Here is a 25,540-nt window from a genome sequence, read left to right as displayed (position 1 = left end):
CGTCTTGTCGTCATTTCCAACCGCGTCGCGGTGCCCAAGGCGCGCGGCGCCGCCGGAGCGCAGGGCGGCCTTGCCGGGGCGCTTCACGCAGCGCTCAAATCGCGCAAGGGCTTGTGGTTCGGCTGGTCGGGCCAGCAAAGCGAAAGCGGGCGCACCGGGAATATCGACACGCAGACGAGCGACGGCGTGACCACCGCGACGATCGACCTGTCGGAACGCGACATCGAGGAATATTACAACGGCTACGCCAATTCGACGCTGTGGCCGCTGTTCCACTACCGCCTCGACCTCGCGCAATATGAGCGCGAGACGGGAAAGGGCTATGAGCGCGTCAACGAACGTTTTGCCGAGCTTTCCGCTCCGCTGATCGAGCCCGACGACGTGGTGTGGGTGCACGATTACCACCTGATCCCGCTGGGCGAGCGGCTGCGCGCGCGCGGGCTCAAGAACAAGATCGGGTTCTTCCTCCACATACCCTGGCCGCCCACGCGCCTGTTCGTCTCGCTGCCCTATCACGAACGGCTGGTGCGCACGCTGCTGGCCTATGACGTGGTCGGCTTCCAGACCGAGGAGTGGCTCGACAGCTTCCTGCACTATTGCGAGAACGAGTTCGGCGCGGTGGTCGACAAGGCCAAGGGCACGATCACCTTCGAAGGTCACACCACCATCGCGCGGGCCTATCCCATCGGCATCGACTGGGATCATTTCTCCGCGCTCGGCGATACCAAGGAGGCCTGGAAGGCGGAGCAGCGGCTCGTAGCCTCGACCCGCGGCCGTACGGCTATGATCGGCGTGGACCGGCTCGATTATTCCAAGGGGCTTCCCGAACGCATCGACGGGATCGGGCGCTTCTTCGACCAGAACGAGGAACGCGTGCGCGACCTTGTCTTCGTGCAGATCGCCCCGCCAAGCCGCGAGGATGTCGACAGCTACCAGAAGATCCGCGCCGAGCTTGAACAGAAGTGCGGCCAGATCAACGGCGCGCGCAGCGAAGTCGACCTGGTGCCGATCCGTTATGTGAACCGCGGATACAGCCACGGCGAGCTCTACGGGTTCTTCCGCGCCTCCAAGATCGGCCTCGTCACGCCCCTGCGCGACGGGATGAACCTGGTGGCCAAGGAATATGTCGCGGCGCAGGACCCGGAAGACCCGGGCGTTCTCATCCTCTCGCGCTTTGCCGGCGCTGCCGCGCAGCTCGAAGATGCGGTGCTGGTCAATCCGCACAGCCCGGACGATATCGCCCATGCGATCCGCACCGCGCTCGACATGCCGCTGGAAGAGCGCAAGGCGCGCTATCAAAAGATGATCGCCACCGTGCGCGACGACAATGTGCAGGACTGGACGAGAGGCTTTCTCAAGGACCTCGGCGTGGCCTAGAGCGCGCGCTGTCGGTGCGGCACATCGCCCCAGCCGGAATTGTCGCGCAGGACATCGCGCAGGTCGCGGTGTTGCGGCCGTTCGGCCCGCGCGGCGAGCACCAGCTTGACCTTGTGCAGCAGGAACTTGGGATCGAAGGGCTTGCGCAAATAATCCTGCGCGCCGTTGTACAGCGCCGCCGCCTCGTCTTCGGCCCCGGTAATGCCGGTGAACATGATCACCGGAAGATCGTAATTGCGCTCCGAACTGCGCAGCGCGCGCAGCACCTGGCCGCCGGTCATGCCGGGCATGTCCTGGTCGAGGAGCAGGAGATCGGGCCGCCGCCATTTGAGCAGCGAGAGCGCTTCTTCGCCGCTCGTCACCCAGCCGCAGGCGTGCCCGGCGTCGATCAGCGCACCGGCGGCGATTTCGGCAACAATCTCATCGTCATCCACTATCAGGACATGGGCCATACAATCGATCTCCTTGCGCCGCCCGCATAGGCGCAAGGCTTGGCCGCCCGGTATCCGGATGACTACGGAGAATTGCGCATGTCCCGCCGCGCTGCCACCGTCGCGCGCATGATTCGCGATCCATTCCTCGAAACCCAGGGCATCCACAATTTCCGCGACTACGGCGGCTGGAAAACGCGCGGGGGCGGCACGGTGAAGACCGGCCTGCTCTACCGCTCGGGCCATCATGTCGAGGCGACCGACGAGGACCTTGCTGCCATTGCGCCGCTCGGCATCCACACGGTGATCGACCTGCGCGGAGAGAGCGAGCGTTCGGCCAACCCCTGCCGCCGGGTGCAGGGCTTCGATGGCGAGGTCGTGTTCTACGAGGGCGAGACCACCAGCAGCCCCCCGCACATGGATATCGATCCCGAGATGACCGCGAGCGACTTCGCGCGCGAACGCATGCTGGCGGTCTACACCCGCATGCCCGACAACCCGGCGATGATCGACATGTTCGGTCGCTATCTCAACATCCTGGTCGAACGCGAAGGGGCGAGCCTCGTCCATTGCTACGCCGGCAAGGACCGCACGGGCGTTGCGGCGACCATGCTGCTCCACATCCTCGGCGTGTCCGAAGACGACCAGCGCCGCGAGTTCCTGCGCACCAACGAAAGCCCGACCTTCGATATCCTTGCCCGCCAGTCGCTGCCCGGCATCGAGGCGCGGCTTGGGCGCAAGCTCGACGAAGGCGCGGCGAAGGACCTGCTCGGCGTGCGCGAGGAGTATCTCGACCGCTATCTCGAGATCGCGAGCGAGCGACACGGCAGCTTCGACGGCTATCTGGAAAAGGCGATAGGTGTGGATGACGCGCTGCGAGATGCATTGATTGCACGCTTCGTGGCGTGACTCAGCGCCCCACGCTTCCCATATAGCGGGCAACACGCATTCAGACTGACGGAATTTACGACATGGCTACCCATCGCACCAAGATGCTCATCATCGGCTCGGGCCCGGCGGGCTACTCCGCCGCCATCTACGGCGCGCGCGCGATGATGGAGCCGATCGTGGTCCAGGGCCTCCAGCCCGGCGGCCAGCTGACCATCACCACCGATGTCGAGAACTACCCCGGCTTTGCCGACGTCATCCAGGGTCCCTGGCTGATGGAGCAGATGCAGAAGCAGGCCGAACATGTCGGCACGCGGATGATGTGGGACACGATCGTCGATGTCGACGTCTCTAACGGCTCGCCCTTCAAGGCGGTCGGCGACAGCGGCGACGAGTATATCGCAGACGTCCTCGTGATTGCCACCGGCGCGCAGGCGAAATGGCTTGGCGTTCCGGGCGAGCAGGAGCTGGGCGGCAAGGGCGTTTCGGCCTGCGCCACCTGCGACGGGTTCTTCTACCGCGGCAAGAAGGTTGCCGTGATCGGCGGCGGCAACACTGCGGTCGAGGAAGCGCTCTACCTCACCAACCATTCGGACGATGTGACGCTGATCCACCGCCGCGACGAACTGCGCGCGGAAAAGATCCTGCAGGAACGCTTGCTCAACCACCCGAAGATCACGGTGATCTGGAACAAGACGGTCGACAGCTTCGAGGCTGGCGACAATGGCGCGCTGCACCACCTCAACCTGCGCGACACGCAGACCGGCGATGCGAGCACGCTGGAAGTCGACGGCGCCTTCGTCGCCATCGGCCACGCGCCTGCGACCGAGCTGTTCAAGGGCAAGCTGCCGATGGACGAGAGCGGGTACCTGCTCACCGAAGCGGGTTCACCCAAGACCGATGTGCCGGGCGTGTTCGCGGCCGGAGACGTGACGGATCACGTCTACCGCCAGGCCGTGACGGCGGCGGGCATGGGCTGCATGGCCGCGCTCGACGCGGAGCGCTTCATTGCTGGTCTGGAAATGGACGCCGATGGCCATGTGCACGAGGCCGAAGCGGCGGAGTAAGCTCTCGCTAGAAGAAAAGAATGGCCGGCCCCGCACCAAGCGAGGCCGGCCTTTTCTTAGTCACAGGTGGATGTCCTAGAGGTGGATGTCGAACACCACGATGGCGGCGTGGAAGATCAGCACCATCAGCGCCACGCTCGACAGCGCGTAAAGCACGAAGCGCACCATCACGACATTCGCGGTCGCCTGGACCAGCGAGTGAATGACGCGCAGTCCCACGTAGATCCACGCGATCAGGGCGTTCATCCCGTCGCCATACCCGACCATCGCCAGCACAAGCGCCACCGCGTAGAACACGGTCGGCGCTTCGTGCAGGTGGTTGTAATTATGGGCTTTCCACTGCGCTTCCGGGGGCAGCGCCTCGTCGAGCTTGCCCGTCTGGCGGGCGTCGTTCGGCTCGATACCGGCCTTGCTCATCGCCGGGATACGCACGGCGTACATCCACAGCCACATGACCATGGTCCAGGCAAGCAGCGCGACGACCGGCTGCAGGATTTGCGACTCTATCATCAGGAAATCTCCGTCAGGCCGGTGCTAGGCCGGGATCGTGGAACACGGTCAGCGCGACCGCGCGATAGGCAAGGTAGACAAGCGCCAGCGTCGAGAGGACGAACAGCGCGAAACGCACGCCGACCACGTTGACGAGGGCTTGCCAGAGCGAGTGGACGATGCGGATGCCGACATAAATCCAGGCCGCCAGCGCATCGGTTGCGCTGGGACCCATCAGGGCGATGATGACCACCGCCGCGTAGAAAATCGTCGGCTGTTCCATCAGGTGGGCGTAATTGTGCGACTTCCAGTTCACCTTGTCCGGGATCACCCCTTCAAGGTCCTGGCCGCGCCCACCGGGCTTGGCGTTCTTGAGGTCCATGCCGCTCTTCGCCATGGCCGGGAACCGCGTGAACGCGGTCCAGAACAGCATGACGAGCGACCACGCGACGAGCACCGCTGCCGGTGCAAGCATCTGGGCTAGCATTGTTGTATTCTCCCTCCTCGACCCTTGCTGGCAAACTGCTGTGTGCCCGAGGGATTGTCAAACGATCCTAGGCGCCTGCCAGCGTCGCGGCAAAGCTTGCGGCATCGGTGTTGCCGCCGGTGATGAGGATCACCGTGTCCTCGTCGAGCTCGACCTTGCCTGCGAGCGCCGCTGCCAGCGCCGCCGCGCCGCCCGGTTCGACGACGAGGTTGAGCTTGGCGAACGCAAAGCGTTGCGCGGCGCGAACCTCTTCGTCGGTGACGGCAACGCCCGGCTCGGCGCGGTCTGACAGGACGGAAAGGTTGATCGGCTTGGTCGCATCGGGCTGCAGCGCGTCGCAAATGGTGCTGGGTGGATCCTCGCCAACGCGCACCACCTCGCCTGCCTCCAGCGCCTGGCCGACCATGTCCCAGCCGACCGGCTCGACCACGTGGATTGCCGCTTCGGGGCAGGCGAGGGCGAGGCCTGCGGCAAGGCCGCCTCCGCCGCAGCAGGCGAGAAGGCGCGACGGGCTGCGTCCGAGCTGGTCTTCGATCTCGACGCCCGCGCTTCCCTGCCCCTCGATCACCCAGGGGTCGCCAAAGGCGTGGACCAGCACCGCGCCGCTCTCCTCGATCAGCTTGGCAGCCACCTCGTCGCGGTCCTCGCCCGGGCGTTCGTAAAGGACGATGTCTGCGCCCAGGGCGCGCGTCGCCTCCAGCTTCACCTTGGGCGCGTTGCGCGGCATGACGATGGTCGCGCGGATGCCGAGCCGCCGTGCGGCCCAGGCAACGCCCTGCGCGTGGTTGCCTGAGGAGACCGCGACGACACCGCGCGCCTTCTCTTCGTCCGTCAGGTTCGACAGGCGCCACCAGCCCCCGCGAATCTTGAACGCGCCCACCGGTTGCAGGCTCTCGGCCTTCACGTGGCAGTTCACACCGTCGATCTCGACCGGGAGGAGCGGCGTCGGCGGAAGGATACGGCCGATGGAATCGGCAGCGGCGAGAACCCCTTCGCGGGTCGGATTGCGCATATCGGTGTGGATCATTTGGCGGGCCTAACGCATTTCGCTAGGGGGCGCTCGCAAGATTCGATTTTTACGAAGAGGAATTTCCATGTCGACAGTCCTGGTGATCGGTGCGGGCGGCGTCAGCTCCGTCTGCGTCCACAAGATGGCGATGAACGCCGACATCTTCTCCGACATCCACCTCGCCAGCCGCACCAAGTCGAAGTGCGAGGCGATCGCCGCCTCGGTGAAGGAGCGCACGGGCGAGAGCGTTGCGACTTACGAGATCGACGCCGAAGAAGTGCCCGCGATGGTCAACCTCATCCGCAAGGTGCAGCCGAGCCTCGTCGTCAACCTCGCGCTGCCCTACCAGGACCTGCCGATCATGGACGCCTGCCTCGAAGCGGGCGTCGACTACCTCGACACCGCCAATTACGAGCCGAAGGACGAGGCCAAGTTCGAATACAAGTGGCAGTGGGCCTATCACGACCGCTTCAAGGAAGCGGGGTTGATGGCGCTGCTGGGGTCGGGCTTCGATCCGGGCGTGACCAGCGTCTTCACCATGTGGCTGAAGAAGCACAAGCTGAAGACCATCCGCCAGCTCGACATCCTCGACTGCAACGGCGGCGACCACGGGCAGGCGTTTGCGACCAATTTCAACCCGGAAATCAACATCCGCGAAGTGACAGCGCCCGCGCGTCACTGGGAAGACGGCGAGTGGGTCGAAACCCCGGCGATGGGCAAGAAGGTCGAGTTCGACTTCGAGGCCGTGGGCCCGAAGAACATGTACATGATGTACCATGAGGAGCTCGAAAGCCTTGCAAAGTTCAATCCCGAACTCGAACGCGCGCGCTTCTGGATGACCTTCGGCGATGAGTACATCAAGCACCTCACCGTGCTGCAGAACGTCGGCATGACCGGGATCGAGCCGATCCGCTACCAGGGCAAGGACATCATCCCGCTGCAGTTCCTCGCCGCCGTGCTGCCCAAGCCCGAAACGCTGGGCGAGACGACCAAGGGCAACACCAACATCGGTGTTATCGCCACCGGCGAAGCGCTCGACGGGTCGGGTGAGAAGACCTTCTACATCAACAATATCTGCAGCCACGAGGCCGCCTACGAGGAAACCGGCAACCAGGCGGTTTCCTATACCACGGGCGTGCCTGCGATGATCGGCAGCGCCATGATGGTCACCGGCAAGTGGGCAGGCGACGGCGTGTTCAACATGGAAGAAATGGACCCCGATCCCTTCATGGACATGCTCAACGCCCACGGCCTGCCCTGGCAGGTCAAGGAACTCGGCGGCCCGGTCGACTTCTGATGCGCAGCGCGCTGGCCGCAAGTGTCCTTCTGGCGCTCGCGGCCTGCGGTGCGCCCGAGCGCGAGGAGGCCCCGCGCGCGGTCATCGACGAGAGCTGGCCCACCATTCCCGAAGGCGCGGTCTTCGGGCAGGTCAGCGCGGTCGAGGTCGACAGCCACGGCCATGTTTTCGTGCTCCACCGCGCAGGGCGCGAATGGGAAGAGCCGTTTCCTGCCGAACCGATAGCCGAGCCGACCGTGTTCATGTTTTCGCCGGGCGGCGCGCTGCTGGCGAAATGGGGCGCGGGCGCTTTCGTGATGCCGCACGGCCTCTCGATCGACGCAGGCGACACCATCTGGATCACCGATGTCGCGCACGAGCAGGTGTTTGCCTTCAGCCACGATGGCGAGGAGCAAATGGTGCTCGGCGAACGCGGCGTCAGCGCGCAGGACGATAGCCATTTCGGCCGGCCGGCGGATATTGCCTTCCTCGGCAACCGGGTGCTGGTGGCCGATGGCTATGTGAACACGCGCGTGGCGGAGTTCGACCGCAGCGGCGCCTTCCTGCGCGAATGGGGCGAGTTCTCGACCGCCCACGGCATCGCGGTGGATGAAGAACGCATCTATGTCGCCGACCGCGAAAACGCGCGTATCCAGGTCTTCTCGCTTGAGGGCGAACTGCTCGAAACGCGCAGCTCCCCCGGTGGCAACTACACCTATGGCCTCGCGACGCTGGGCGGCGGGTGGTTGGCTGCGGTCGAGGGACGCGACGGGGCCGACCGCACCGGGGCAATCGTGCGGGTTTATCGCCCGGACGGCGCGCTCGACCGGTCCTTCGACGTGGGGCTCGAGGGCGAGGGCGCGAGCCTCGGGCACGATATCGCCATCGGACGCGACGGCTACGCCTATGTCACCGATGTCTACGGCAACCGGGTGGTCCGCTTCAGCCTCGCACGCGCAGCCGAGTAGCGCGCTGTTCGATTGCGCGGGGCGCTGCTAGGCTCCGCACCACAATGGCAACACGCAAGCTGCAACAGAGAACGCTCGACACCCGCGCCGCGATCATGGCGGCGGGCGCGCAGCTCTTCGCGACCAAGGGCTATGCCGAGACCGGCGTGCGCGACATTGCCGAGGCGGCCGACTGCAACCAGGCGCTGGTGTCCTACCATTTCGGCGGCAAGGGCGGGCTCTACGACGCAATCCTGGCCGATGCGGTAGGCCGCGCGCAGGCAATCGCGGCCGAGGGCATGGGTGAGGGCGATCCGGTGCGCGCGCTGGTGCACACCTTTGCCCGCGCCATCGGCTCGACGCCGCATCTCGTGCCGATGCTGCTGCGCGAATACATGGCGCCCGACCGGATGCTCAATCCCGAAACCTCGCGCACGCTGCTCGGCATGATGGAGCTGACCCGCGGCGTTCTGGATGCGCTGCCCGATGGCGCGCCGGCCAAGTCCTGGGACCCGCAGATCGTCCACCTTTCCATCGTCGGGCCGCTGATCCTCTTCCTCGTCGCCACTCCGGTGCGCGAAGCGGTGATGCGCGAGGTGGAAGGCGTCTCCACCCCTACGCTCGACCAGTTTGCCGACGGGCTCGCCACGATCATGGAGCGCGCCTTGGAGTAAATTAAACGCTTGCTTAAAATATGACGGAGTGTATTACCGCCCTATTACAGCAATAGGGAGTGTGTTATGCGTATGACGTCGATGATGCTGGCCGGCCTTGCCGCGCTGGCGGTGCCGGGAGGGGCTATGGCCCAGGACAACAACCAGGTCGAACAGCAGGCCGTCGTGAGCGAGGCGGACCGCGCGCGGGCGGAAACCCTGCTGCGCGAATTGGCGAGCGAGCATGTCTCAGATCCCATGGCGATCGATGCGACCTTCGGCATCAAGCTCGGCCAGCACTGGTGGACGGTGACGGTCGAGCGCAAGGAAACCCCTTCGGCGCGCGGCCGCCTGACCGATCACAGCTTCGGGCCGCACGGCGTGGCGCTCCGGGCCGGCAAGCCTGCGACCCCGACCTGGTATTTCGAGATTGCCAGCCTCGCCGTGCTCGAAAAGATCGCCAGCGGCGAAGTGAACGCCGGCACCGCCGCCATGCAGAGCTTCGGCAGCGACCGCGTGGGCGTGGAGACGCGCGACATGGACGGCTTCAAATCCACTTCGGGCGACGAGGGCGACATGTATCTCGTGCTCTCGCACTTCTTCACAAAGGGCGTGCCCGAAGTGACGCGCTTCGGCCGCGACAATGCGCTCAAGACCCACGGCGCACAGGCGACCGCGCTGCACATGATGAAGGGTTTTCGCGTGATGCATTTCACCATCGGCGCAAGCGAGGTGGTGAACGAGGACGCGCGGCTCGAATTCGGCCAGGTGCCGAATCTGTTTATCGTCACTTCTGGCAAGGGCACGCTGCATTCGAACGACGGGCCGATGCGTATGGAGAAGGGCATGAGCATCTTCATCGCGCCCTTCGTGAAGCACAAGATCGTCAACGATGGGGATGAACCGCTAGAAGGCGTGCTCGTGCTCTATGGCGACAATTCCGACTTCGCTTTCGGCACGTCCTATCCTTCTTACCTGCAGGACCTCAACGAATTCCACCGGACCTATCCCTTCGGCACGCCGAAGCCCAAGGCCGAGTAGGCCCACAACCGCTTTTCGCGGGGACGCGAAGGCGCTAGGGGCGCGGGCATGGAAACCAAAGCCGGCGACCCGGGCGCCTTCGCCCATTTCGACCTCAACCGCGTCGACAGCCCCGCATTCGTCGTGGACGCTGCACGGCTGCGGGCCAATTGCCAGATCCTGGCCGACATCCGCGACGAAGCGGACATCAAGGTCCTCGCCGCGCTGAAAGCCTTCTCCATGTGGTCGACCGCGCCGATCATCGGCGAATATCTCGACGGCGTGTGCACCTCGGGCCTGTGGGAAGCGCGCCTCGCGAGCGAATTCTACGATGGCGAGATCGCGACCTATTCGGCTGCCTACAAGCCGGAAGAGCTGGAAGAGGTCCTGCGCCTGTCGGACCACGTCATCTTCAATTCGCCCGGCCAGCTCGAACGCGCCACGCTGATCCTCGAACAGGCGCGCGCGGCAGGGCAGGATTTCGATGTCGGCCTGCGCATCAACCCGATGCACGCGACCGGCGAGGTGCCGCGTTACGACCCGTCCAGCCCCGGCAGCCGCCTCGGCTTCCCGATGGACCAGCTGACGCCCGAGATCATGGCGCAGGTCGATGGCATCCACTTCCACAATCTGTGCGAACAGGACTTCGAGCCTCTCCACGCCACCTGGGACAAGGTGTTCGACGCGATCGAGCCGTGGTTCGGGCATCTGAAGTGGATCAACATGGGCGGCGGCCACCACATCACCCGCGCCGATTACCAGCGCGAGGAGCTGGTCGAGTTCCTGAAGGACGCCATGGAAGACACGGGCGCGGAAATCTACCTCGAACCGGGCGAGGCGGTGGCGCTTGATGCGGGCATCCTCGTCGGCACCATCCTCGACACCGGCTTCAACGGCGTGCCCATCGCGGTCGCGGACATTTCGGCCACCTGCCACATGCCCGACGTGATCGAGGCGCCCTATCGCCCGGCCATGCTCGGCGAGAGCACCGATCACGAGACGCCCGAAGTGCGCATCGGCGGCCCCTCCTGCCTCGCGGGCGATGTCATCGGCGACTACCGCATTGCCGGCGGTGCCGAGGTCGGCAAGCGCTTCGCCTTCCTCGACCAGGCGCATTATTCGATGGTCAAGACCAACACCTTCAACGGCGTGCAGCTGCCCAGCATCTACCTGTGGGACAGCGACACCGACCAGCTCGAGCTGGTGAAGGAGTTCGGCTACGACACCTTCCGCGACCGACTGAGCTAGGCAGCGCTCAGCCTTCGGCCGGTCGGATCCGGTTCAGTGTCAGCGCAAGGTCGGCGATGCGCGAGAACTGCCCGATCGTCTGGGCGACCATCGCGCGGTCGGCTCCGGGGTCGAGCGACCCGCTTTCGAACTGGTTGCCGCTTTCCAGCGCCAGCACCATGCGCCCGCCGGTGAACACCACCGCGCTGTTCTTGCCCTTGAAGGCGTGTTCCAGCGACATCAGGCGCTCGACATATTCGGGGTGGATCAGCCAGCGCGCTTCGGTGGGATCGCTGGTGTAGACATCGTAGCGATCCTCGAACTGGGGGCTGACCATGTCGGCGCGCTGCAGCTCGATCCCGTCCAATTTGATGGAGTCCTTCGACCCGCCGAAAAAGCGCTTGAACTGCCCATTGCGCGCCAGCAGCGTCGTGCCGTGGAAGGGCTGGTCGAACTGGATCGCCACGATGGCGCCGCGAAACACGGTGACCCAGCGCCGGTTCTTGCCTGACCCGCGCCGCTCCTGCAGATGCGCTTCGTGCAGGGTGAAGGCGTGGCCCGCGGTCTCGCCCTCCCACAGGTCTTCGAAATCGCTCTTCTGGTGCTTAGGCAGGAGCGCGAAGGCGCGGGCGGTCTCGAAGGCTTCACTGTCTTCGCAATCGTGATGGTACTGCAGCCCCAGCGCCCCGGCGATGGCTTCGTTGATGCCCGTCTTGACCCGCTTTTTCGCTTCGCGCTTCGGCCCCTGCGTCCACACCCACGCACCGCCAAAGGCGATCGCGCACAGCCACAGCTTGGGGCCGAGCTCGAAGGGGACGAGGATGAGGAAGAACGCCGCCAGCGGAAGCAGGACCATGCCCGCCTTCCAGACCCGGTCCCACGACTGCGCGATGGCGTCCGCGCGGGTTTGCGCCTGCTCCTGCAGCCACATGCCCAGATCGCCCGCCATCAGCCGGTCGGCGTCGGGATACTCGATCACGCCCTACTTCCCCCGTTAACCCATTGCCCCTATCATAGCGGGGCAATCGCAAATGGGGGGTAAAACGTGGATCTCTTTGGTTTCGTCATCCTGGGCCTAGTTGCCCTGCTCGTGATCCTCGTCATCGGTATCTACAACCGGCTGGTCGCGCTGCGCCAGAACGTGCGGCAGGGTGTGGCCGATATCGATGCGCAGCTGCGCCAGCGGCACGATCTCATACCCAACCTCGTCAACACGGTGAAGGGCTATGCCGGCCACGAGCAGGAAACTCTCCAGCAGGTGATCGAAGCACGCGCCAAGGCCGCGAGCGGGCCGATGTCCTCGGGCGATGAACAGCAGCTGCGCGTCGCGCTCGACCGGTTGCTGGCGCTGGGCGAAGCCTATCCCGACCTCAAGGCCTCGGCCAACTTTCAGGAACTCCAGCAGGAACTGACCCATGTGGAAGACAAGCTGGCCGCCGCCCGCCGCGCGCTGAACGCGGCCGTTTCGCGCTACAACACCGGGCGCGAAAGCTTCCCGGCGATCCTGTTTGCCGGTGCGCTCGGCTTCAAGGAGGCGGATTTCCACCGCCTCGACGACAGCGAGAAGGGCACGGTCGACCAGGTCCCCCAGGTCGCCTTCTAACAAGGCCCTTTCCCGGCAACAGCCCACCGCACAAGCGCCCCGGCGCAACCTTTGCGGTCCTTGCGCATTTAAGCTGCATATTCACTTGCGGCCCATGAGAATCCGTCTATATGCGCCGCTCCCGCTGCCCCAAGGGGACTTCCTAACCGCAAGGCAGCTTGTCGTTTCATGGTCCACACGGACCGTTTAGGGGGTCCCTTGAGTTGCGCACATTTCCCGACGCCAAGGCTGTAGTCCGCGCCCTTTCGCCGGACGAACCGATCATCCTCAATCGCCCGCACGCCGCCGCGCGCGCTGCCCGTTTCTTCGTCGAGAAGTTTCCGGGCAAGTCGCTCTATGCGGTGAAGGCGAACCCCTCGCCCGATCTCCTGCAGATCCTGTGGGACAACGGCGTCACGCATTACGACGTGGCCTCGATCGCCGAAGTGCGCCTGGTGCGCGCCACGCTGCCCGATGCCGTGCTATGCTTCATGCACCCGGTGAAGGGGCCGCGCGCGATTGCCGAAGCCTATCACCAGCACGGCGTGAAGACCTTCAGCCTCGACAGCGTCGAGGAACTGGAAAAGATCGTCGAGGCCTGCCGCGGCGAGGATGGCGAACCGGCAAAGGACCTGCGCCTGTGCATTCGCCTGCGCGTCTCGAGCGAATATTCCGAGCTCAGCCTCGCCTCGAAGTTCGGCTGCGACCTGACCGAAGCGCCCGAGCTGCTGCAGCTCACGCGCCAGCATGCCGACTGGCTCGGCGTGTGCTTCCACGTGGGCAGCCAGGCGATGACGCCGTTTGCCTATGTCCAGGCGCTGGAGCGCGTGCGCGTTGCCATTGGCGAAGCATCGGTGGTCATCGACATGGTCGATGTCGGCGGCGGTTTCCCGTCCGTCTATCCGGGCATGGAGCCTCCGCCGCTGGAGGACTATTTCCAGATCATCCACCAGAACTTCTACAACCTGCCGGTCGCCTACAACGCCGAGCTCTGGTGCGAGCCGGGCCGTGCGCTGTGCGCCGAATACAGCTCGCTGATCGTCAAGGTCGAGAAGCGCCGCGGCGAAGAACTCTACATCAACGACGGCGCTTATGGCGCGCTGTTCGATGCAGCCCACGTGGACTGGAAATTCCCCGTCCGTGCGCTGGAAGACGACCTCATCAAGCCGGAGATGGACTTCGCCTTCTACGGCCCGACCTGCGACGATGCGGACTATATGCAGGGCCCGTTCCCGCTGCCCGAAGACATTCAGGCCGGCGACTATTTCGAGATCGGCATGCTCGGCGCTTATGGCGCGGCGATGAAGACCGACTTCAACGGCTTCGGCGCCGCCGAGCGCGTGATCGTGACGGACGAGCCGATGGCGAGCCTCTACGACGGCAGCCGCCTGCGCCCGGCTGCGGACAATGTGGTGAGCCTGCGCTGACCCGCTTGCCCTGATCGTTTCGAAAAGCCCCGGCCAGCCACGCGCTTGCCGGGGCTTTTTTCTTGCATCCCAAGCGCCTGCGCGAAATGCTGCGCGCGAGAGAGACAAGGGAGAGAGCCGCATGATCGAATTTTTCACCGCGCCTGCGCCCAATGGCTGGAAGGTCGCGATCATGCTGGAGGAGTGCGGGCTCGAATACGAGCCGCGCTGGGTGAACCTTGCTGCGGGCGACCAGCACACCGAAGACTACCTCGCGATCAACCCCAACGGGCGGGTCCCGGCGATCACCGATCACGCGCCCGATGATGGCGGCGAGCCTGTGACGGTCTTCGAATCCGGCGCGGTGCTGCTCTATCTGGCGGAGAAATCGGGTCAGTTCCTGCCTACCGACCTGCGCGGAATTTCGCGCGTGCGGCAGTGGCTGTTCTGGCAGGTTGGGCACCTCGGCCCCACGCTCGGCCAGCACGGCCATTTCCATCTCTATGCTGAAGAAAAACTGCCCTACGCCATCGAGCGCTTCCACCGCGAGGCGCTGCGCGTCTACGGCGTGATGGAACGCCAGCTGGGGCAGGAAGAATACATCGCCGGGGCGGACTACACCGTGGCCGACATGGCCTGTTTCCCCTGGGTGCGCACATGGAAAGCGCAGGGCATCCCGCTCGAGGACTTCCCCCACGTCAAACGCTGGTACGATGCGCTCAAGCAGCGCGAGGGGCTGCGGCGCGGGGTGGCGCTGGGCGCAGACATGGCGCGGCGCGGGGAGATGAGCGAGGAAGAGCGCAAGAACCTGTTCGGGACCGCCAGGGCGAGGGTGCAATGACCGTAAAGATCGACTTTTTCTTCGACCTGTCGAGCCCGTGGACGCGGCTCGCCTTTGCCAACATCCGGCCGACGCTGGATGGGCTCGATTACGCGATTACCTGGCGGCCGTTCCTCGTCGGCGGGGTGTTCAACGCGGTTAACCCGTCGGTTTACGAGAGCCGCAAGCCGGAAAATGCGGCGAAGCTTGCGCGCAGCTTCGGCTGGCTCAAGCAGTGGGCCGACCTCGCCGGCGTGGGGATGAACTTCCCGTCCGAATTCCATCCGCTGAAATCGGTCTACGCCATGCGCTTTTGCTGCGCGCTGGAGGACGACCAGGAGGCGCTCGAACGCTTCGCTCACGCCGCCTTCGAGGCTTATTTCACCGACGCGCGCAATCTCGACGATCCGGCGGTGCTGGTCGCGGTGGCGGACGAGGCGGGCTTCGATGGCAAGGCGCTGGGCGAACAGGCGGCAAGCCAGCCGGTCAAGGATGCCCTGCGCGCCAACACTGAAGAGGCCATCGCGCGCGGCGCTTTCGGTTCGCCGACGATCTTCGTGGGCGAGGATGCCATGTATTTCGGCAACGACCAGCTCCCGCTGGTGCGCCAGAAGGTCGAACAGCTCGCCTAGCCGTAGGTCTCGCGGTGTGCGTCGAGCACGGGTTTGACCCGGCCGAGCGCCGCGCCCACGAGATCGGGAAATTCGCCGTCCTCCAGTTCGAGCACTGCGTTGTGCGCAGCAGCGATGCGGCGCGCGTCCGACCACTGTGTGCCGAGATCGATGGCCCATTCGCGAAATTCGTCCGCCGCCCCGGCGCGCTTCTCCAACGCCTTCTCCAGCGTCGGGTGAAAGCCGAGCCTTCCGGTCATGGGGAGCAGCGAGAGCGGAAAGCCCTTTTCGAGATAGACGAAGGTGTCGTCGACATGGATCGTCCGGCTCGCGCGGTGAAAGGCGAGCACAGAGGAGAAGTGCACGCTTTCATCGTCGCAAATGAGCGGGACGCCGGCGGGCACCGAGAAGTCGAAATCGCGTCCGAAGGCCTCGGCCAGCGCCGCGTCTTCGCACTTCGTTTCCTGCCAGGGCAGGTCGGGGAATTTCTCGATATGGCGCGCCGTGCCGTAAAGCGCGGCTTCGGGATAGGCCTTGTGCATCCATTCGCAGTGCAGCGTGTGGAACGGGTGCAGGTTGAGGATCGCCTTCACCTTGCGCCCGTTCTCGGTCATTCCCGCGATGCTGGAGCGCACCTTGCTCGGCAGCGTGTAGCTGTCGAGGAAGACGAAGTCCCCATCGGCCAGCCGCACCAGCGCGGCCTGCGTGCCAAGGTTCAGCACGCCGCCAATGCGAAAATCGCCGCGCACCGAATAGAAATCGTCCGCCAGACGGACCAGCTTCTCGCTCATCGGGAAATTCCTCCTGTTGGCGCACCAACGCGCGTTCGTGCCCGAATTTCCCGCAGGCGCGGCGATTTTTGGCAAGCGCTCAATAGGGCGACATCACGTAGTCCGCGAAATGGCCTTCGCCGTCGAGCACGCCGATCAGCCGGTCGATGACCTTGCTGCCATTGGCGCCGTTGGTGAGGATCACCGCGCCGCGCTTCGCATCGGGATCGTAGAAGGCGATGGTCACTTCGCCGACATCGCCGCCACTGTGCTCGATGACGGTGCGATCGTCCCATTGGTAGATGAACCAGCCGAGGCCCCAGCCTTCGTTGACCGGGCAGAACGCGGCCTTCTCCTCGCCCTTGCAGGCCGGTTTGTAGGTCAGATAGTGCTTGATCGTGCGCTGCTGCTGGCGAAGGCCGGGCGACACGGCATCGCCTTCCCACACATCGAGCAGGAACCGCGCGTATTCGCGCGCGGTGGTGCGCATGTCATCGGAGGCGATCGGTTCGGAATGGATGCGGTCGAACACCGGCTCGCCCGCCTTGTAAGGCAGGGCAGTGCGGTGGGCGAAATACTTGGTGCGGGTGTAGCTGGTGAACTTCATGCCGATGGGATCGAACACCAGCGCGCGGGAGGCCGCGACCCAGTCCTCGCCCGTGGCTTTCTCGACCGCCTTCATCATCCATTCGTAGCCTTCGCCCGAATATTCGGTCTCCGTATCCGGATCGCGCGAGAACTGGAGGACGTCATCCGTCTGGTAGCGCCAGTTGGTGAAACCCGTGCGGTGGTTCATGACCAGTCGCGGGGTCAGCATGTGGATGCGCGGGTCGTTTGCGACGTCCTCTTCAACGTGGTGGTCGGCCAGTTTCATGTCGAGCGAGATCGTGCCCGCCTCCACATACCGCATGACGATCTCAGCGGTGACGGGCTTGGTCAGCGAGGCGACGTTGTAGAGCGTTTCCTCGTTCGCCGGATACCCCCATTGCTGGAACCCGAAATGGCGCACCCAGGCGATCTCGCCGTCTTCGATGTATGCAATGCCGACGCTCGGCACGTCGAATTCGGCGAGCCAGACGGGCGCCTTCTCGCGCACGGCGGCCTCCTTCTCGGTAGCGGTCAGCGGCTTTGCCGGCCCCTCGGCCAGGGCCGGGGACGAGGCGAGCAGGAGGGCGAGGGCGGACGCGAGAGGTTTTCCGAAGGGACCGGACATTGTCGAAACTCCATGTGACTGATGCGGTCCGGGACTGGCCTCTTCGCCCGGTTTGATCACTTGAAGTTTCTTGAAGATCGTTGACGCTGCGCGCCCCCGGCCACATCAGCGCAGCGCCATGTCCGAACCGCTTGTCTTCCAGCACCTCGTGATCGATCCGCAAACGCGCCGCGTGCACCGGCGCAGCGAAACGGTCGACATGACCGATCTCGGCTTCGAGCTGCTGTTGTGCCTGGCGCGCAACGCGCCCGAACCGGTGTCAAACGAGCAGCTGGCGCAAAGCGTCTGGCAGCAGCCCTTCGTGTCCGACCAGACCATTGCCCAGCGTGTCGCCATGGTGCGCCGGGCGCTGGGCGATGATGCCACCGATCCGCGCTACATTCGCACGGTGCGCGGCAAGGGATACGCCTTCGTGGCGCCGCGGGACGAGGTCACGGTTGGCGATGCCGCGCCGCGCAAGAGGCCTTGGCGAAAGGTGGCGGGATGGAGCGCTGCTGCCATGGCCGCGCTCGTACTGCTCCTGGCAATCGCCTGGCAGGCGGTCCGGCCGCCGCCGATCATGCTCGACCCGGAAAACGGCGCGCTGCGTCTCGACAACGCCGATGCCTCGCTCGGCACCATTGCGACGGCGCAGGTGCGCGGCCGGTCGGTGCTGGTGGTGGGCCTTGCGCCTTGGAGCATGGTCACGGCCAATCCGGCGGCGCTGGGCGCGGTGTGCTCACTGAGGCGCGACCCCTCGCAGTTCACGAGCGCGATCGACCCGGCCCTGCGGGCCTATCTCGACGACCCTGCGAAGGATGCCGATTGCGAGGGCGTGGTGGCCGAGGCGCCGCCCGCGTCGGGCAGCTAGGCCACGAAAAAGGGGGACCGGGTCTCCCCGATCCCCCTTCGATAGGAGTGACTTCGAGGCGAAGCCTTACATCCCGTCGACGCTCTTGCTGACGAGGATGTTGACCGCCACGCGGCGATTCTGCGCCTTGCCTTCCTCGGTCGAGTTATCGGCCGCAGGGTCCGCTTCGGCCATGCCGGTGGGCACCATCATGCGGTAGGGCTTCCAGCTGCATTCCTGCTGCAGGAAGTTGACCACGCGGGCCGCGCGCTTCTCGCTCAGCTCCTGGTTGTATTCGTAGTCGCCCACACTGTCGGTGTAGCCGACGACCAGCAGCAGCGCGTTGTCGGTGTTGCGGGCCTGGTCGGCCACGCGGCACAGCTCGTAGCGCGCTTCGGAGGACAGGTTGTAACGGGCGGTGTCGAAATAGACGTTCGCCACGCCCTTCACATTGTACTCGTCGATATTGGCGACGCGGCCGCGCAGCGCTTCGGTGGCCGCCTCGTTGGCGGTGAAGCGGGCATCGGTGCCCTGGTGGATCATCTGCGCGGTCTTGAGGTCCTTCGACTTGAGCGCGATGCGCGTGGCGATCAGGCCGCGGTCGGCCCACTGCACGGTCTTCACTTCGACCGGCAGGCCGTTGAGCAGGTCATCCTGCCCCAGGCTGGCGCGGCTCATGCCGAGGAAGCCGCCCTTGCTGCGGATTTCGGTCGCCGGGCTGATGGCCACGACCTGGCGCACGCCGCCGGGCAGCACGACCTGGATCTTGTTGCCCTTGCGCGCGGCGATGATGCCGTCGAGTTCCGGGCCTTCGGGAAGCTCGGACAGGTCGGTCGGCATGGTGCCGGTGACGGTGATGTCGTTGGCCTGGGCTTCATAGCCACCGGCCGGAAGTTCCTGCGCCTGGGCGACGGCGGCTCCGGCCACGGGCGCGGCCAGCAGCCCCAGCGCGACCAGCGCGGGCGAGTTCTTGGTCAGTTTCTTCATTGTATTTGCTCCATGCATTCGCCGGATCCCTGCGCAGTCCTGCAGGGTTGCGACCCACCATCCCCCAACGATGGTATCCAGCTGTCAGAGCCCCCTTTAGAAGTGTTCTTAACGCCATGGGAAGAGGTACCCCCATGCCGTGTGCGACTGGGCCCACGCCTTTGCGGGCGCGCCTTGCTGCCAGATGAACGCATGCGAACACCCGCCCGGGTGGGGGATGGTTCGGGCCTCAGCCGCGTTGAATCGTGCCCGCGAGGGCCCTTAGAGGCGCCCCGAAAAGCGCCTCGGCCTAGTCGCCGAATCCCACGAAACGCGCCGCTTCGCTCACTTCGCGGCGAGTGATCTTGACCGGATTGGCTGGGAAGCTGTCGTCCGGCCAGCCCATTGCGACAGCCTTCATGATCACCTGGTCATCGGGGATGCTGGCGTGCTCGCGCACGACGGGCGATTGCATGATGCCTTGCGAATTGATCACGCAGCCAAGGCCCCGGCTCCACGCCGCGTTGACCAGCGCGGTGGTGACCGCGCCGCAGTCGAACACCGTATCGTCGGCGTCGGAGAGTTCCTTGTCGTAGGTGATGATCACGCAGACCGGCGCGTCGAACTGGCGAAAGCCGCGCAGCACCCAGTCCTGCCGCTTTTCCTTGTCGTCGCGTTCGATGCCCATCGCTTCGAACAGCTGGATCGCGCAGCCGACCTGCCGGTCGCGGTGGACGCCCTGGAAGGGGCCGCCCTTGCGAAACTCGCGGCTGTCGGGCTCGCCGGCAAGGATGCGCTCGGTGTTGCCCTTGCGGATGCGGTCGAGCGGTTCGCCGGTGATCACGTGGAAGTGATAGGGCTGCGTGTTCATCGAGGACGGCGAGCGCATCGCCATCTCGAGGATTTCCTCGATCAGCTTTTGCGGAACCGGCTTGTCGAGATAGCCCCGGATCGAACGGCGGCCCATCACCACCTCGTCATAGGTCATATCCGGATTGCCGCTCATTCCCACTCTCCTGCAAACTGTTTGCGCGAGGAGTAGCGCGCCTTGGCGCGGGGGCAAAGTCCGCTACGGCCTTGGGGGCAAACAGGTGCCGACCGAGGGGGCGGGAAAGACCCGGCAGTCGAGAAATACCGCTTCGGGCGCTCCGGTGCCTTCGGTCGCGAAGCTGAAACGCAGCGTGCGGCGGGCTTCGGAGCTAAGGGGCAGGGATGATGGAATATCGCCCTGCGCGCTCCAGCCCTGTACCCGGCAATAGCCCCCGCCTGCGCACAGGCTGCGCGCCTGTTCGACGAGCGCTGCGGGGGAATCGCCGGGCGAGACCAGCACGAAATGGACGCCAGCACCGGGTGAGCTGCGCACCGGGGCGGTCCCCGCGGGCGGCGCGGAAGGCTTCGGCGTGGTGATGCTGCGCACGCTCTCTCCGCTCTGAAGCAGCGTGGGCAGGGGCGAAGTGGCCGCCGTGGCAAGCGCGCTTTGGCGCAGGCGCAGCGGATCGGGCTCACCCCCGCCATAGCGCGCCGACAAGGCATTGCGGCTGCCCCAGAAGCCGCGCCAGCGGAAGAAGATGTGCGGGCCGACCTTGGCCACCTTGTCGAGCTCGTCGCTCCACCAGGGATAGACATAGTCGGCGTGGAAGTGGGTTGCATTGCCGACGCTTGCCTCGGTGGCGCCGTCCAGCATCGCATCGGCCCGGGCGCGCGCCGTGCGCCAGGCGGCGTCGGAATAGCGCCGGGCGAGCGACCCGTCGCAGGTGAAGCTGAACTGGCAGCCGGTCGGGCGCTGCGATCCTTCGAAGACCACGCCGCACACGGTGTCGGCAAAGGCGGGGTGGCGCACGCGGTTGAGGATCACCTGCATCACCGCGCGCTGGTCCGCCTCGCCGCCGCCTGCCTCGGCCATGCCGGCAAGCGCCAGGCAGTCGCGCGCGCGGGCGCGGTCGTCGGAGGACCCGCGAAAAGCGAAGGGCCGCGCAGTGCCGGGTCCGACGCTCGCAAAACCGACTGCGGCGTTGCGCGCCTGCGCGTCGCCCGCAGCGAGTTCGGATAGCACCACGGTGTCGTCTGCGGCTGCGGGGAGGTCGGGCACTTCGGGCAGCGGGGCAGGGGCGTCCTCTCGCGACTCCTCCACGTGCGGAGTGCCGAACCCGCCGAGCGCCGCTAGCAGGAGAATCGGCAGCAGGACGAGCGCCGCAAAGGCCGCCAGCGGCGTGCGGTCCGGCGCAGCGGGTGCGGGATGCGAAGTCTCGTCCATCCAGCGCTATCTAGCGAGGATCGGGCCGGCTTAAAGCCTCAGGGCGTGAAATAGGGCTTGTCGCCGGCAATCGTGACCCGTTCCATCACCCGGCGCGCCGGGAAATAGTCCGACACGGCAAGGTGCTGGCACACGCGGTTGTCCCAGAAGGCGATGGAGCCCGCCTGCCAGCGGAAGCGGCACTGGATCTCCACGTCCCAGGCGGTCTTGTAGAGATGGTCAAGCAGCCAGGCGCTCTCGTCTTTCGACAGGCCCTCGATATGGCTGGTGAAGCCGGTGTTCACATAGATCGCCCGTTCGCCCGTTTCGGGGTGGGTGCGGATCACCGGATGGCGCATCGGCGGGTATTGCTCGTGCAGCTCTTCAGGCGATTTGCCGAGCCGCTTGGCGAAGACGCGGGCGATATCGTGGACCGCCGTCAGCCCTTCGCAGAACCGCTTCATCTGGTCCGACAGGCGTTCGTAGGCGAGGTGCATGTTGGCAAACAGCGTGTCGCCCCCGCATTCGGGCACTTCACGCGCCAACAGGATCGAGCCGAGCGAGGGTTCTTCCCGCCAGGTCACATCCGAATGCCAGTTGTTCTCCTGCCCGCGGCTCTTGGGGCCGTGCGCGATGCGCAGGACTTCGGGATTGGGCTGGTCCTTGGGCGTGGCCGGATGGATTTCCAGCTCGCCGAAGTGCCGGGCAAAGGCGATGTGCTGTTCGCTGGTGATGTCCTGGTCGCGGAAGAAGATCACCCCGTGCTTGAGCAGGGCAGCCCGGATTTCCGGGATACGGCTGGCGATATCGTTCGCCCCCAGGTCGATGCCGTAAATTTCCGCGCCGATCGCCGGCGTCATCGGCCGGACGTCGAGCGCGCCCGTATCCAGCGTGTCCTTGTCGAGAACCGTGGCCATGCCTCTCTCCTCCCCTAAGCTGCTCCCTCCTCGCCATAGTCGCCCGCGAGATAGGCGTCGCGCAACTGGAATTTTTGCACCTTGCCCGAACCGGTCATCGGGTAGTCCTTGACCGCGACCCACACGCTGGGCGTCTTCTGCGCGGCAAGGATGCTGCGGCAATGCGCCTTGAGCGCTGCGGGATCGAATTCGGCGCCATCGGCCACGCGCACGAAGGCGGCGACGATTTCGCCCCATTTCTCGTCCGGCAGGCCGACCACCGCGACCTGCGCGACATCGGAGTGTTCGAGGAGGACGTTCTCGATCTCGACCGGGAAGAGGTTCTCCCCGCCGCGAATGATCATCTCCTTCACCCGGCCGGTGATCTTCACATAGCCGCGCGCGTCCATCGTGCCGAGGTCGCCCGTGTGCAGCCAGCCATCGGCATCGATCGTGGCGGCGGTGGCTTCGGGGTTGTCGTTATAGCCTTCCATCACATTGTAGCCGCGTGCGCAGATCTCGCCGACCGTGCCGACGGGCACGACCGCGTTGTCGTCGATGCTGCGGATCGACACCGCGCATTGCGGCACCGGCTGGCCGACGGTGTAGGCCTTGTCCTCCAGGCTGTCCTCGGGCCGGACGGAGGTGATCAGCGGGCAGGTTTCGGTGAGGCCGTAGACGGTCGCAAAGCTGCAGCCGAAGGTTTCCTCGATCCGCTTGATCAGTTCAGGCGCGACCATCGAACCGCCCGCGGTGATATGGGTGACGGACGAGAAATCGCGCGGCTCTGCGGAGGCGGCCTCGATCATCATCATCATCATGGTCGGTACGCCGCCGGCAACGGCAATGTCGTGCTTTTCGATCAGCAGGTTCGCGAGCGCCGGATCGAACAGCGGCGGAGCGATGATCGTGCCGCCCGCCTGGCCCTGTCCCAGCACCATCATCGCGCAGCCCGCCGTGTGGAACAGCGGCGCGATCAGCAGGCTGGTCGGGGTTTCGGGCATGCCCTGGAAACGGGTGTAGTGGCGCGAATTGTTGGTCAGGCCGCGGTGGTGCAGCAGCACGCCCTTGGGAAAGCCGGTGCTGCCCGAGGTGTACTGGATCTGCGCGATATCGGATGGAGAGACATCGGGCCGGTCCTGCACGATGTCGCCGCGGGCGAAGAGCTGGTCGTGGTTCTGCAGGTCGGTGACCTCGCGCACGCTCGGGATATCGGCAGCCACTTCGCGGGCGATGCGCGCCACCGGATTGCCGCGAAAGCTTTCGACCACGAACAGTCCGACCGCGTTCGATTGGCCGATCACATAAGCGAGCTCGCGCGGCTGGTAACCGGGGTTGGCAGTGACGAGCACGAGGCCCGCGATCCCGAAGGCGTATTCGCACAGGATCCATTCGGGGATGTTGTGCGCCCACACGACAATCCGTTCGCCGGGGCGAAACCGCGTGAGCAGCGCATCGGCGAGCGCGTCCGCATCGGCCAGCAATTCGGTGTAGGTCCAGCTGCGGCCGGTCTCGCCCGCTTCGTCAGACTCCACCAGGGCCGTATTGTCCGGCCATGTCTGCGCCGCTTCGCGCAGGATCGATCCGACCGTGCTTTCGCGCACGTCCATGTCGGTCTGGGCCGGAAAATAGCTCTCTGTCAGCTCGACGGTGTACATTGGCCTTCTCTCCCAAGGCGACCCAATGCACGTCTGTATGTCCCGCTTTGCGCGGAATTTCTATCCCGCCGTCACGCGGTCGCTTTCCGCGAAAGCAGCATCGCCAATGCGGCAGGCAGGATCAGCCACCCGCCATTGGCCGGTTGGAGAGAGAGAATAAAGACCAGCATCGCGAGCAGCGCCAGCGAGGCGGCAAGAGGCACAGGCGCGCCGTCCGCCTCGATCCGGTCGGTCAGGATGCCTATCGCAAACAGCGCAGGAGACATTGCGAGAAACCAGACAGTGAAGGCGTCGCGAACGCCTTCAAGACTGCCGAACCAGCCGCGCCCTGCCATACCCGCCAGCGTTTCGATCGCGAAACCGAGGCCGACAATGACGTGCAGGATCGAAACACCGACAATCCATCGTCCTTTCCAACGGCGATGGACAAAAGACATGCTTACGCGGCCTTGGCGAGCTGCAAGTCCATGCGGTCCCAGATCTCGACCAGTGCGGCGACGAGGTCGTCCATCATCTCCGCGCTGTGCGCCGGGCCGGGCGTGAAGCGCAGGCGCTCGGTGCCGCGCGGCACGGTCGGGAAATTGATCGGCTGCACGTAAACACCGTATTCGGCGAGCAGGATGTCGCTGATCTTCTTCGCGCGCACCGGATCGCCGACCATCAGCGGGACGATGTGGGTGACGCTGTTCATCACCGGCAGGCCCGCATCGCGCATCTTCTGCTTGAGCAGTTCGGCGGCAGCCTGCTGGCCTTCGCGCTCAACCGAGGATTCCTTGAGGTGGCGCACCGATGCCAGCACGCCGGCCACGAGGGCAGGGCTGAGCGAAGTCGTGAAGATGAAGCCCGGCGCATAGCTGCGAATGCAGTCGATGATCTTGCGATCGGCCGCGACATAACCGCCCATCACGCCGAATGCCTTGCCTAGCGTGCCTTCGATGATGTCGATCCGGTGCGCGGCTTCGTCGCGCTCCGAAATGCCGCCGCCGTGCTCGCCGTACATGCCGACCGCGTGGACTTCGTCGATATAGGTGAGCGCGTTGTACTTTTCCGCAAGGTCGCAGATCGCGTGGATCGGGGCGACGTCGCCGTCCATCGAATAGACGCTCTCGAAGGCGATCAGCTTGGGCGTCGCTTTGTCTTCGGCGGCCAGCAGCTCTTCGAGGTGGTCGAGGTCGTTGTGGCGGAAGACGCGCTTCTCGCAGCCCGAATTGCGGATACCGGCGATCATGCTGGCGTGGTTGAGCTCGTCGGAAAAGATGACGCAGCCCGGCAGCAGCTTGGCGACGGTGGAGAGCGTCGCGTCGTTCGAGACATAGCCGCTGGTGAACAGCAGCGCGCCTTCCTTGCCGTGGAGGTCGGCCAGCTCTTCTTCGAGCTGGACGTGGTAATGCGTGTTGCCGCCGATGTTGCGGGTGCCGCCCGAGCCGGCGCCGACATCGTGCAGCGCCTCTTCCATGGCGGAAATCACCTTGGGGTGCTGGCCCATGGCGAGATAATCGTTCGAACACCACACGGTGACGGGCTTGGGCCCGTTGTGCCCGGCAAAACAGCGCGCGTTGGGAAAGGCGCCCTTGTTGCGCAGGATGTCGATGAAGACCCGGTAACGGCCTTCCTCGTGCAGCCGTGCAATGGCTTCGTCGAAAATCTGGTCGTAGTTCACTGGCGGTGCCGCCCGTCTCTGCGCC

The 25,540-nt window shown here is 65.3% G+C and carries 27 protein-coding genes; 13 read left to right on the top strand and 14 right to left on the bottom strand.

The window, feature by feature from the left end; all coding sequences use genetic code 11:
* Nucleotides 1–30: 30 nt before the first annotated feature.
* Nucleotides 31–1,377, top strand: a complete 1,347-nt coding sequence (locus tag KUV82_RS10725) for an alpha,alpha-trehalose-phosphate synthase (UDP-forming) (protein ID WP_258319728.1) — start codon at nt 31–33, stop codon at nt 1,375–1,377.
* On the opposite strand, the gene KUV82_RS10720 is transcribed toward KUV82_RS10725, so the two are convergent.
* A complete protein-coding gene (locus tag KUV82_RS10720) occupies nt 1,374–1,829 on the bottom strand; it encodes a response regulator (protein WP_219954265.1) in 456 nt (151 codons plus the stop codon). The genes KUV82_RS10725 and KUV82_RS10720 overlap by 4 nt on opposite strands.
* Nucleotides 1,830–1,907: 78 nt before the next feature.
* Between KUV82_RS10720 and KUV82_RS10715 the strand changes: the two genes are divergently transcribed.
* Nucleotides 1,908–2,717, top strand: coding sequence for a tyrosine-protein phosphatase (locus tag KUV82_RS10715; protein WP_258319727.1), 810 nt, complete (start codon nt 1,908–1,910; stop codon nt 2,715–2,717).
* 62 nt (nt 2,718–2,779) lie between these two features.
* The gene (gene trxB / locus KUV82_RS10710; protein ID WP_219954264.1) at nt 2,780–3,763 is read left to right on the top strand and encodes a thioredoxin-disulfide reductase; all 984 of its coding nucleotides are present in this window, start codon (nt 2,780–2,782) and stop codon (nt 3,761–3,763) included.
* A 75-nt stretch (nt 3,764–3,838) separates the two neighbouring features.
* Here the strand turns inward: trxB and KUV82_RS10705 are convergent, their stop codons facing one another.
* The 3 genes from KUV82_RS10705 to KUV82_RS10695 all read right to left on the bottom strand — a co-directional run bounded on the left by KUV82_RS10705 (nt 3,839) and on the right by KUV82_RS10695 (nt 5,766).
* Complete coding sequence (locus tag KUV82_RS10705; protein WP_219954263.1) at nt 3,839–4,273, bottom strand: MAPEG family protein; 435 nt, start codon at nt 4,271–4,273, stop codon at nt 3,839–3,841.
* 13 nt (nt 4,274–4,286) lie between these two features.
* On the bottom strand, nt 4,287–4,739 hold the full coding sequence (locus KUV82_RS10700) for an MAPEG family protein (RefSeq protein WP_219954262.1): 453 nt from the start codon (nt 4,737–4,739) through the stop codon (nt 4,287–4,289).
* A gap of 67 nt (nt 4,740–4,806) precedes the next feature.
* A complete protein-coding gene (locus tag KUV82_RS10695; RefSeq protein WP_219954261.1) occupies nt 4,807–5,766 on the bottom strand; it encodes a threonine ammonia-lyase in 960 nt (319 codons plus the stop codon).
* Between the two features lie 67 nt (nt 5,767–5,833).
* On the opposite strand from KUV82_RS10695, the gene KUV82_RS10690 reads away from it, so the two are divergent.
* From KUV82_RS10690 to KUV82_RS10670, 5 genes are all read left to right on the top strand, one after another.
* The gene (locus KUV82_RS10690; RefSeq protein WP_219954260.1) at nt 5,834–7,045 is read left to right on the top strand and encodes a saccharopine dehydrogenase family protein; all 1,212 of its coding nucleotides are present in this window, start codon (nt 5,834–5,836) and stop codon (nt 7,043–7,045) included.
* Nucleotides 7,045–7,992 carry a peptidyl-alpha-hydroxyglycine alpha-amidating lyase family protein gene (locus KUV82_RS10685; RefSeq protein ID WP_219954259.1) on the top strand — a complete coding sequence of 316 codons (948 nt, stop codon included), beginning with the start codon at nt 7,045–7,047 and terminating at the stop codon, nt 7,990–7,992. Before KUV82_RS10690 ends, KUV82_RS10685 begins: the two co-directional genes overlap by 1 nt.
* Before the next feature lie 44 nt (nt 7,993–8,036).
* On the top strand, nt 8,037–8,645 hold the full coding sequence (locus KUV82_RS10680) for a TetR/AcrR family transcriptional regulator (RefSeq protein WP_219954258.1): 609 nt from the start codon (nt 8,037–8,039) through the stop codon (nt 8,643–8,645).
* Between the two features lie 66 nt (nt 8,646–8,711).
* Nucleotides 8,712–9,665 carry a cupin domain-containing protein gene (locus KUV82_RS10675; RefSeq protein WP_219954257.1) on the top strand — a complete coding sequence of 318 codons (954 nt, stop codon included), beginning with the start codon at nt 8,712–8,714 and terminating at the stop codon, nt 9,663–9,665.
* Nucleotides 9,666–9,713: 48 nt separating this feature from the next.
* Nucleotides 9,714–10,892 (top strand): carboxynorspermidine decarboxylase, encoded by a 1,179-nt coding sequence (locus tag KUV82_RS10670; protein ID WP_219954256.1) that lies wholly within the window; start codon nt 9,714–9,716, stop codon nt 10,890–10,892.
* A gap of 7 nt (nt 10,893–10,899) precedes the next feature.
* Here KUV82_RS10670 and KUV82_RS10665 read toward each other — a convergent pair whose 3' ends face one another.
* Complete coding sequence (locus KUV82_RS10665) at nt 10,900–11,850, bottom strand: DUF3137 domain-containing protein (RefSeq protein WP_219954255.1); 951 nt, start codon at nt 11,848–11,850, stop codon at nt 10,900–10,902.
* Between the two features lie 66 nt (nt 11,851–11,916).
* On the opposite strand from KUV82_RS10665, the gene KUV82_RS10660 reads away from it, so the two are divergent.
* The 4 genes from KUV82_RS10660 to KUV82_RS10645 all read left to right on the top strand — a co-directional run bounded on the left by KUV82_RS10660 (nt 11,917) and on the right by KUV82_RS10645 (nt 15,311).
* On the top strand, nt 11,917–12,474 hold the full coding sequence (locus KUV82_RS10660; RefSeq protein WP_219954254.1) for a LemA family protein: 558 nt from the start codon (nt 11,917–11,919) through the stop codon (nt 12,472–12,474).
* A gap of 203 nt (nt 12,475–12,677) precedes the next feature.
* A complete protein-coding gene (locus KUV82_RS10655; protein ID WP_219954253.1) occupies nt 12,678–13,880 on the top strand; it encodes a type III PLP-dependent enzyme in 1,203 nt (400 codons plus the stop codon).
* A gap of 121 nt (nt 13,881–14,001) precedes the next feature.
* A complete protein-coding gene (locus KUV82_RS10650) occupies nt 14,002–14,700 on the top strand; it encodes a glutathione S-transferase N-terminal domain-containing protein (protein ID WP_219954252.1) in 699 nt (232 codons plus the stop codon).
* Nucleotides 14,697–15,311, top strand: a complete 615-nt coding sequence (locus KUV82_RS10645; RefSeq protein ID WP_219954251.1) for a 2-hydroxychromene-2-carboxylate isomerase — start codon at nt 14,697–14,699, stop codon at nt 15,309–15,311. The genes KUV82_RS10650 and KUV82_RS10645 overlap by 4 nt, the downstream gene beginning before the upstream one ends.
* On the opposite strand, the gene KUV82_RS10640 is transcribed toward KUV82_RS10645, so the two are convergent.
* Complete coding sequence (locus KUV82_RS10640) at nt 15,308–16,081, bottom strand: hypothetical protein (RefSeq protein ID WP_219954250.1); 774 nt, start codon at nt 16,079–16,081, stop codon at nt 15,308–15,310. The genes KUV82_RS10645 and KUV82_RS10640 overlap by 4 nt on opposite strands.
* 79 nt (nt 16,082–16,160) lie before the next feature.
* Complete coding sequence (locus KUV82_RS10635) at nt 16,161–17,273, bottom strand: serine hydrolase domain-containing protein (RefSeq protein WP_219954249.1); 1,113 nt, start codon at nt 17,271–17,273, stop codon at nt 16,161–16,163.
* Between the two features lie 118 nt (nt 17,274–17,391).
* Here KUV82_RS10635 and KUV82_RS10630 point away from each other — a divergent pair, with 118 nt between their 5' ends.
* The gene (locus tag KUV82_RS10630; RefSeq protein WP_219954248.1) at nt 17,392–18,123 is read left to right on the top strand and encodes a winged helix-turn-helix domain-containing protein; all 732 of its coding nucleotides are present in this window, start codon (nt 17,392–17,394) and stop codon (nt 18,121–18,123) included.
* A 66-nt stretch (nt 18,124–18,189) separates the two neighbouring features.
* Here KUV82_RS10630 and KUV82_RS10625 read toward each other — a convergent pair whose 3' ends face one another.
* From KUV82_RS10625 to hemA, 7 genes are all read right to left on the bottom strand, one after another.
* Entirely contained in the window at nt 18,190–19,089 is a 900-nt protein-coding gene (locus KUV82_RS10625; protein ID WP_219954247.1) for an OmpA family protein, read from the bottom strand.
* Between the two features lie 289 nt (nt 19,090–19,378).
* Entirely contained in the window at nt 19,379–20,074 is a 696-nt protein-coding gene (locus KUV82_RS10620) for a nitroreductase (RefSeq protein ID WP_219954246.1), read from the bottom strand.
* Nucleotides 20,075–20,137: 63 nt separating this feature from the next.
* On the bottom strand, nt 20,138–21,322 hold the full coding sequence (locus KUV82_RS10615) for a cell wall hydrolase (RefSeq protein ID WP_219954245.1): 1,185 nt from the start codon (nt 21,320–21,322) through the stop codon (nt 20,138–20,140).
* 38 nt (nt 21,323–21,360) lie between these two features.
* The gene (locus KUV82_RS10610; protein WP_219954244.1) at nt 21,361–22,218 is read right to left on the bottom strand and encodes a TauD/TfdA dioxygenase family protein; all 858 of its coding nucleotides are present in this window, start codon (nt 22,216–22,218) and stop codon (nt 21,361–21,363) included.
* A 14-nt stretch (nt 22,219–22,232) separates the two neighbouring features.
* Nucleotides 22,233–23,855 carry a class I adenylate-forming enzyme family protein gene (locus tag KUV82_RS10605; protein WP_219954243.1) on the bottom strand — a complete coding sequence of 541 codons (1,623 nt, stop codon included), beginning with the start codon at nt 23,853–23,855 and terminating at the stop codon, nt 22,233–22,235.
* Nucleotides 23,856–23,926: 71 nt separating this feature from the next.
* Nucleotides 23,927–24,292, bottom strand: a complete 366-nt coding sequence (locus tag KUV82_RS10600) for a DUF6463 family protein (RefSeq protein ID WP_219954242.1) — start codon at nt 24,290–24,292, stop codon at nt 23,927–23,929.
* Nucleotides 24,293–24,294: 2 nt separating this feature from the next.
* Nucleotides 24,295–25,515, bottom strand: coding sequence for a 5-aminolevulinate synthase (gene hemA, locus KUV82_RS10595; RefSeq protein WP_219954241.1), 1,221 nt, complete (start codon nt 25,513–25,515; stop codon nt 24,295–24,297).
* Nucleotides 25,516–25,540 lie beyond the last annotated feature (25 nt).

This window comes from Qipengyuania flava, assembly GCF_019448255.1.
Taxonomy (GTDB): domain Bacteria; phylum Pseudomonadota; class Alphaproteobacteria; order Sphingomonadales; family Sphingomonadaceae; genus Qipengyuania; species Qipengyuania flava_A.
This window is presented reverse-complemented; position numbering and strand designations above follow the sequence as displayed.

Coding starts and splice junctions, on each gene's coding strand:
- KUV82_RS10720 (WP_219954265.1), bottom strand. CDS start 1,829: ATGGCCCATGTCCTGATAGTGGATGACGATGAGATTGTTGCCGAAATC.
- KUV82_RS10715 (WP_258319727.1), top strand. CDS start 1,908: ATGTCCCGCCGCGCTGCCACCGTCGCGCGCATGATTCGCGATCCATTC.
- trxB (WP_219954264.1), top strand. CDS start 2,780: ATGGCTACCCATCGCACCAAGATGCTCATCATCGGCTCGGGCCCGGCG.
- KUV82_RS10705 (WP_219954263.1), bottom strand. CDS start 4,273: ATGATAGAGTCGCAAATCCTGCAGCCGGTCGTCGCGCTGCTTGCCTGG.
- KUV82_RS10700 (WP_219954262.1), bottom strand. CDS start 4,739: ATGCTAGCCCAGATGCTTGCACCGGCAGCGGTGCTCGTCGCGTGGTCG.
- KUV82_RS10695 (WP_219954261.1), bottom strand. CDS start 5,766: ATGATCCACACCGATATGCGCAATCCGACCCGCGAAGGGGTTCTCGCC.
- KUV82_RS10690 (WP_219954260.1), top strand. CDS start 5,834: ATGTCGACAGTCCTGGTGATCGGTGCGGGCGGCGTCAGCTCCGTCTGC.
- KUV82_RS10685 (WP_219954259.1), top strand. CDS start 7,045: ATGCGCAGCGCGCTGGCCGCAAGTGTCCTTCTGGCGCTCGCGGCCTGC.
- KUV82_RS10680 (WP_219954258.1), top strand. CDS start 8,037: ATGGCAACACGCAAGCTGCAACAGAGAACGCTCGACACCCGCGCCGCG.
- KUV82_RS10675 (WP_219954257.1), top strand. CDS start 8,712: ATGCGTATGACGTCGATGATGCTGGCCGGCCTTGCCGCGCTGGCGGTG.
- KUV82_RS10670 (WP_219954256.1), top strand. CDS start 9,714: ATGGAAACCAAAGCCGGCGACCCGGGCGCCTTCGCCCATTTCGACCTC.
- KUV82_RS10650 (WP_219954252.1), top strand. CDS start 14,002: ATGATCGAATTTTTCACCGCGCCTGCGCCCAATGGCTGGAAGGTCGCG.
- KUV82_RS10645 (WP_219954251.1), top strand. CDS start 14,697: ATGACCGTAAAGATCGACTTTTTCTTCGACCTGTCGAGCCCGTGGACG.
- KUV82_RS10640 (WP_219954250.1), bottom strand. CDS start 16,081: ATGAGCGAGAAGCTGGTCCGTCTGGCGGACGATTTCTATTCGGTGCGC.
- KUV82_RS10635 (WP_219954249.1), bottom strand. CDS start 17,273: ATGTCCGGTCCCTTCGGAAAACCTCTCGCGTCCGCCCTCGCCCTCCTG.
- KUV82_RS10630 (WP_219954248.1), top strand. CDS start 17,392: ATGTCCGAACCGCTTGTCTTCCAGCACCTCGTGATCGATCCGCAAACG.
- KUV82_RS10625 (WP_219954247.1), bottom strand. CDS start 19,089: ATGAAGAAACTGACCAAGAACTCGCCCGCGCTGGTCGCGCTGGGGCTG.
- KUV82_RS10620 (WP_219954246.1), bottom strand. CDS start 20,074: ATGAGCGGCAATCCGGATATGACCTATGACGAGGTGGTGATGGGCCGC.
- KUV82_RS10615 (WP_219954245.1), bottom strand. CDS start 21,322: ATGGACGAGACTTCGCATCCCGCACCCGCTGCGCCGGACCGCACGCCG.
- KUV82_RS10610 (WP_219954244.1), bottom strand. CDS start 22,218: ATGGCCACGGTTCTCGACAAGGACACGCTGGATACGGGCGCGCTCGAC.
- KUV82_RS10605 (WP_219954243.1), bottom strand. CDS start 23,855: ATGTACACCGTCGAGCTGACAGAGAGCTATTTTCCGGCCCAGACCGAC.
- KUV82_RS10600 (WP_219954242.1), bottom strand. CDS start 24,292: ATGTCTTTTGTCCATCGCCGTTGGAAAGGACGATGGATTGTCGGTGTT.